This window comes from Maribacter vaceletii, from assembly GCF_003634105.1.
In the GTDB taxonomy this organism is placed as follows: domain Bacteria; phylum Bacteroidota; class Bacteroidia; order Flavobacteriales; family Flavobacteriaceae; genus Maribacter_B; species Maribacter_B vaceletii.
Map to the genome: position 1 here is coordinate 82537 of NZ_RBIQ01000014.1, position 6411 is coordinate 88947.

Genomic DNA, 6411 nt, shown 5'->3' on the forward strand with positions numbered 1-6411 from the left:
ATTCTATTTTTTAGCAAAAGTAAAGGTTTTAGAGTAAATCTATATAAAAGAATATCTTAAATAGTTACTTCTAATAATTTAGCATTAGAACCACTCAAGGTTATCATGTTAGTACTTGCTGACACTAATACCGTTTCACCTTTTTCTATTATTGCAGAACCTGCCTGTGTAGTTACTTCAACTTTTCCGCCAACACACATATAAATAGTAAATGAATCTCTTTGGGTAACTTCCTGTGTTAAATCTTCCGTTATTTCAATAAAATTAGTTTTAAAATAAGGACAATCTACCATGGTATTTACATGATTACTTTGGGTTGGATATTTTACAATAAAATCATCTTTCTTTTTATAATCCATAGCATCTAAGGCCATTTCTGTATGTAATTCTCTTAAGTTACCTTCTTTGTCTTTTCTATTAAAATCAAAAACTCTATACGTAACATCAGATGTTTGCTGTATCTCAGCAAGTAAAACCCCTGCTCCTATGGCATGAATTTTTCCTGTATTTATAAAGAACGTATCCCCTTCTGATACATCTTCGTAGTTTAATAAATCTAATAAAGTATTATCTTCTAAACTTTTACTATACTCCTCTTTCGTTACATCCTTATTAAAACCAACAATTAAGTTAGCTTCTTTATCCGCATCCATAACATACCACATTTCTGTTTTTCCAAAAGAATTATGACGTTCTTTTGCCAAAGCATCATTTGGGTGTAATTGTATAGACAAATCTTGTTTAGCATCTATAAACTTAATAAGAATAGGAAATTCTTTACCAAAACGTTGAACAACGCTCTTCCCTAATAACTCTTCTGGGTAATCGTTAATTAATCTCTGTAATGAAACTCCTTGTAACTCTCCATTAGACACTTCTGAAATATCTCCAGGCACACCAGAAAGTTCCCAGCTTTCGCCGGTAATTTCGCTCTCACTAGGTTTCCCTAAAACATCTTTTAACTTTGTTCCGCCCCAAAGACGTTCTTTTAATATTGGCTGGAATTTTAAAGGGTAAAGTTTCATAATTACAATTATATTTATTTTGTCTTAAATTGAACGATTTTTCTTACAAAATAGTATCAAGAACTATAAATTAAAATATTAATACTATCCACAAAAAGTAACGTAATTTCTGGGCGTTTCATATAAAACCACTTCTAAATCTTTATCCTTGTCTATAAAAGGTCTTAAGGTTTTCCATATAAATACAGCTATATTCTCTGCGGTTGGGTTTACCTCTTTAAAAGCAGGAATCTCAATATTTAAATTTTTGTGATCTAAAGCTTCTTCTATATGTAATTTTATAAGGCTTTTAAGAACCTTCATATCCATTACAAATCCAGTTTCTGGGTCTATTTCCCCATATACGCTTACCACCAATTCATAATTATGTCCGTGAAAATTAGGGTTATTACACTTTCCAAATACTTCGGCATTTTTTGCATTATCCCAATCCTTTCTATAAAGTCTATGCGCTGCATTAAAATGTGCTTTTCTACTCACTTTAACTTTCATAGTTCCTCTGTATTTTGATTTATATGCGTATAAAATTTTTCAAAAATAATCTTAAACCAAACGGTGTAAACTTCGGGGTTAATTTCAATATCTTTTTTAATAGCAACTGGCTTCATCCACTTCCAGCTTTCTACTTCATCAAGATTTATTTTTGGTTCTCCATTATAATTCCCTATCATAACATGATCTAGTTCATGTTCTGTTAAACCATTATCAAAAGGTGCTTTGTATATAAAAGAAGTTACTTCTTGTAGTTCTGCAGAAAAACCCATTTCTTCTTGTAATCTTCTTTTTCCTGCTTGTATATTGCTTTCCCCTACTCTTTGGTGGCTACAACATGTGTTTGTCCATAATAAGGGCGAATGGTATTTATGCGCTGCACGTTGTTGCAACATAGTTTCTCCTTTATTATTCATAATAAAAACAGAAAACGCCCTATGCAAAACCGCCTTTTCATGAGCTTCCATTTTTGGCATGGTACCAATCGGCTCATCATTAGTGTTAACTAATATTACTTCTTCCTCTTTCATTTTGTAAAAATAACATCTTTACAGAATATATAAAGAGAATATGCTTTTTAAAAGAATCTTGGGGATTTTAAATTATCCTTCGTATGAATAAAGTCATACCTTAAAATTACTTCAAAAGAACCATCATTGAAGGCAGCATTTCCTAATTCAGTTACTTCACGATCGTACGCTAAACCTATAAGAAATTTGTTAGATATATTAAATCCTAACATACCACTAAAAGCAGCATCCCAACGGTATGCAGCACCTACAATAAATTTATCTACAAGCATAAAATTTGCCGATAAATCTACTTGCAGTGGAGCTCCTTGTACCAGTTTCGTGAGGATTGTTGGTTTAAATTTTAAATTGGGGTTTAAATCCCAAACATATCCTGTAATGAAATAAAAATTCATTTGTTCCTTAGCTGTAGACAAGCTAGACGCATCAAAATGTGCCGTTTGTAAAAAACGTGGAACAGACAAACCTGCATAAAACTTTTGGGTATGGTAATATACTCCCGCACCAATATTAGGTGAAAATCTATTATCTATATTTTGTTGTAAGTTAGGGTCTGTAGTAAATTGATTTAATTCTGAAAAACGAACATCTAGTAAATTTGCACTTGCTTTAAGTCCAAAACTTAACCTGCCTTCTGTAGATGTCCATACAGTATATGAAAAATCTACATCAAAATTAGTTTCCGATGTTGGCCCTATTTTGTCATTTACAATAGAAACTCCTAATCCTACTCCCCTATACCCAATAGGAGAATGTGCATTTAAAGTTTGTGTAGTAGGCGCCCCTTCTAAACCAACCCATTGCGCTCTATACAGAGCCGCAATACTCATTTGTCCTCTAGACCCTGCATAAGCCGGATTTACACTTACCGTATTGTACATATACTGTGTATACTGCGCATCTTGTTGGGCTTGTAACATTCCTGTAACCAAAAATACTAGCACCGCAATACCCCTAACAATCCAGAGAGGAATTTTAATTTCTTTATGGATATTATTCATAAATATCATTTATCTGTTTATATATATGTAACCTGACAGAGATTTCATATTTCCAGTTGATTGTTCATAATCTAATATGTAGAAATAAGTACCTACTGGTAGTTTATTATCTACGTTTACAGTAACTCTACCTGATGAAGTACCGTCAAAAATATTTCCTTCGGTATTATATGCATTTGTACTGTACACTAATACACCCCATCTATTATAAATTCTAATAGAATTATTTGGGAAATTTTCTAATCCCGCAATAGTTAACACATCATGCACTCCATCGCCATTTGGTGTAATTACATTAAATACTTCTACTTCATTTTCATTAACTATTAAATCTGGTTGTAAATAATTTGGTGTACCATCTCCATCACTATCATCATTTGCATAGTCACCATCACCATTTAAATCTTCATCTATAGTTTCTATACCATCATCATCGTCATCAGTATCTCTATAATCAGACTCTGCATCCCCATCTGTGTTTGGCAAATCATTATATGGATCATCTAACTCATCATTTACATCTAAATCTATGGTAGATGCGCCTTCAAATCCATCATCTAAACCATCATCATCTTTATCCGAACCAATTAATACTACATCTGGAATACCATCATGGTCATGATCGTTACCTTCTATATAATCTGGGACATTATCATTATCACTATCCTCATCTACATAATCTGGAATTAAATCGCCATCGGTATCTTCTGGGATAATACCAAGGTTTCCGTTTTGTTCATACGCATCATCTACACCATTTGCATTTGCATCTATACCACTAGGAGCAATGTAGTCTTCTGTAGATTGTGCTTCCAAATTGTCTGGAATACCATCATTATCTGCATCTATATCTAAATAATCTGCAAAACCATCATTATCTGTGTCTGTTGGGTTTGTTGCTGGATCATTATCACCATCTGTATTTAAATCTTCAAAACTGTCTAAAATTCCGTCATTATCTGCATCTAAATCTGTGGCATCGGTAACTAATACGGTAACTGTAGCTGTACTACAATTTCCTGCATTATCACACAATGTATAATCAAAAGTATCATTACCTACATAATCTGCATTTGGCGTATAGGTAGCCATATCATCTGATGGATCATTAGGAGTACCATTATCATTTATTACTACTGTACCATTTGTTGGCGGTATAGCTATAGTTAATGTTCCTATGGTTGGCAAATCGTTATCATTGTCTAAAATATCGATATCAACAGGAGTATTTTCTTCTGTTGCAATAAAATCGTCTATTGCGTCTACAATTGGTAAAACATCAATATCTACTGTTGCTGTACTACAGTCTCCAAAAGTGTTACAAACCGTATAATTAAATGTATCTGGCCCATTATAATCTGCATTTGGTGTATAGGTAACTATATCATCCAATGGATCATTAGGCGTGCCATTAGTATCTATTGCAACTGTTCCGTTTGTTGGTTGGGTGCTAATTGTTAAGTTTCCAGTAAGAGGCAAGTCGGAATCATTATCATAGATAGGAACTATTACCGATTGGTCTTCATCTGTACTAACAACATCATCTACTAAATTGGCTGCTTCATTAATACAAACCACTGTAAAATTTGGTAGTGTACTATTATTACCTGCTTTAGTAATTATTGCTGTATATTTTTCTACCGTCTGTGTTGCTATTACTGTTGGTCTATTTTGGTCTCCAGGTAAAGGTGGACTCCAACTAATTGTTGCATTTGGAGAAACGTTATTAGACACATCTAATGTAACTTCATTAAAAGGAGAGTTACAGTTGGTAACAATAAAATAACCTGTTGCATTAGAACCACAAATAGTACCATCATAGGTCGCAAAATAAACGCCTCTTTCTGTTACTTCTAAAAAAGAATCTGTTCCTAATACCGTACTTGTATCCGAAGCTTCATACCAGCGATAATTAGTTTCATCGGTAGTATTAGGAGCTTGTAATACATATTGTGCATTAGATGCTACAATCCCCAGTAATACAAGTGTAATACTGAGGAATATTTTTTTATATGTGTAGGTTTCTTTCAAACTTAGTTGGGACTTTATGTTTGTAAATTCTATTATTTTACAACAAATACGACATTAATTAATGAATTATAATCTGCCGGTTGGTTTATTACCTCTAATGTTAGATTACCGTTTTCATCTATCTCCATAAAGTTTGGATCTGCTGGATTTGTTTCAAAAACTGTAGGATCTGCATACGTAACATAATAATACAGCTCTGTTCTACCATATGTTGGTAAAGCAGCTGGCGCATTTGTACTACCTACTGTTGGTGACCCAAATTGAGCTATATATTCTTGATATAAATCAATATTTTTTATTCCATTTGTTGATGCATCTACTGCAATTGATGGTGGATAAAATATTCTTGCCGCTTTAGAAGTTATTGGCGCTATTGCCTGGATTACTTCTTGTACCGTAGTTTCTTCTACATAACCTTGCGCTACAGATTTTTCATCATCATCTACATCAATATTTATAGCTAAAGGTACTTCTGAATCGTTTTGGTTGTCCGTAGCAAAAAGCTCACCTCCTACTATAGATAATGCATTGCCTGCATTTCCACTAATATCTGCTGTAAACTCCGTTCCTGTTAAATCAAGACCATCTCCTGCTGTGTACTCTGTATTGTTATCTACATCTGAAACATAAAGTCCATTCGCATCTATACTAAGAGCATTGCCCGCAGTTGTACTAATATCCGCTGTGAACTCCGTTCCTGTTAAATCAAGACCATCTCCTGCTGTATACTCTGTATTGTTATCCGTAGCAAAAAGCTCTCCTCCTACTATAGATAATGCATTGCCTGCATTTCCACTAATGTCTGCTGTGAACTCCGTTCCTGTTAAATCAAGACCGTCTCCCGCTGTATACTCTGTATTCGTATCCGTAGCAAAAAGCTCTCCTCCTACTATAGATAATGCATTGCCTGCATTTCCACTAATATCTGCTGTGAACTCCGTTCCTGTTAAATCAAGACCGTCTCCTGCTGTGTACTCTGTATTGTTATCTACATCTGAAACATAAAGTCCGTTCGCATCTATACTAAGAGCATTGCCCGCAGTAGTACTAATATCTGCTGTGAACTCCGTTCCTGTTAAATCAAGACCATCTCCTGCTGTATATTCTGTATTCGTATCCGTAGCAAAAAGCTCTCCTCCTACTATAGATAATGCATTGCCTGCATTTCCACTAATATCCGCTGTGAACTCCGTTCCTGTTAAATCAAGACCATCTCCTGCTGTATACTCTGTATTGTTATCCGTAGCAAAAAGCTCTCCTCCTACTATAGATAATGCATTGCCTGCATTTCCACTAATGTCTGCTGTGAACTCCGTTCCTGTTAAATCAAGA

At 34.2% G+C, this 6411-nt stretch carries 6 protein-coding genes; all 6 read right to left on the reverse strand.

The window, feature by feature from the left end:
• Positions 1-56 precede the first annotated feature (56 nt).
• Positions 57-1025, reverse strand: coding sequence for a type I phosphomannose isomerase catalytic subunit (locus tag CLV91_RS16665; RefSeq protein ID WP_121069367.1), 969 nt, complete (start codon positions 1023-1025; stop codon positions 57-59).
• Positions 1026-1109: 84 nt separating this feature from the next.
• On the reverse strand, positions 1110-1517 hold the full coding sequence (locus CLV91_RS16670) for a 6-pyruvoyl trahydropterin synthase family protein (protein ID WP_121069368.1): 408 nt from the start codon (positions 1515-1517) through the stop codon (positions 1110-1112).
• Positions 1514-2047, reverse strand: a complete 534-nt coding sequence (idi, locus tag CLV91_RS16675) for an isopentenyl-diphosphate Delta-isomerase (RefSeq protein WP_121069369.1) — start codon at positions 2045-2047, stop codon at positions 1514-1516. The genes CLV91_RS16670 and idi overlap by 4 nt, the downstream gene beginning before the upstream one ends.
• A gap of 47 nt (positions 2048-2094) precedes the next feature.
• Positions 2095-3048 (reverse strand): PorP/SprF family type IX secretion system membrane protein, encoded by a 954-nt coding sequence (locus CLV91_RS16680; RefSeq protein ID WP_121069374.1) that lies wholly within the window; start codon positions 3046-3048, stop codon positions 2095-2097.
• Between the two features lie 9 nt (positions 3049-3057).
• Positions 3058-5079, reverse strand: coding sequence for an Ig-like domain-containing protein (locus CLV91_RS16685; RefSeq protein WP_245987209.1), 2022 nt, complete (start codon positions 5077-5079; stop codon positions 3058-3060).
• Positions 5080-5111: 32 nt separating this feature from the next.
• Positions 5112-6411: hypothetical protein (locus CLV91_RS16940; RefSeq protein WP_121069370.1), on the reverse strand; the 1300-nt coding region annotated here is incomplete at its 5' end.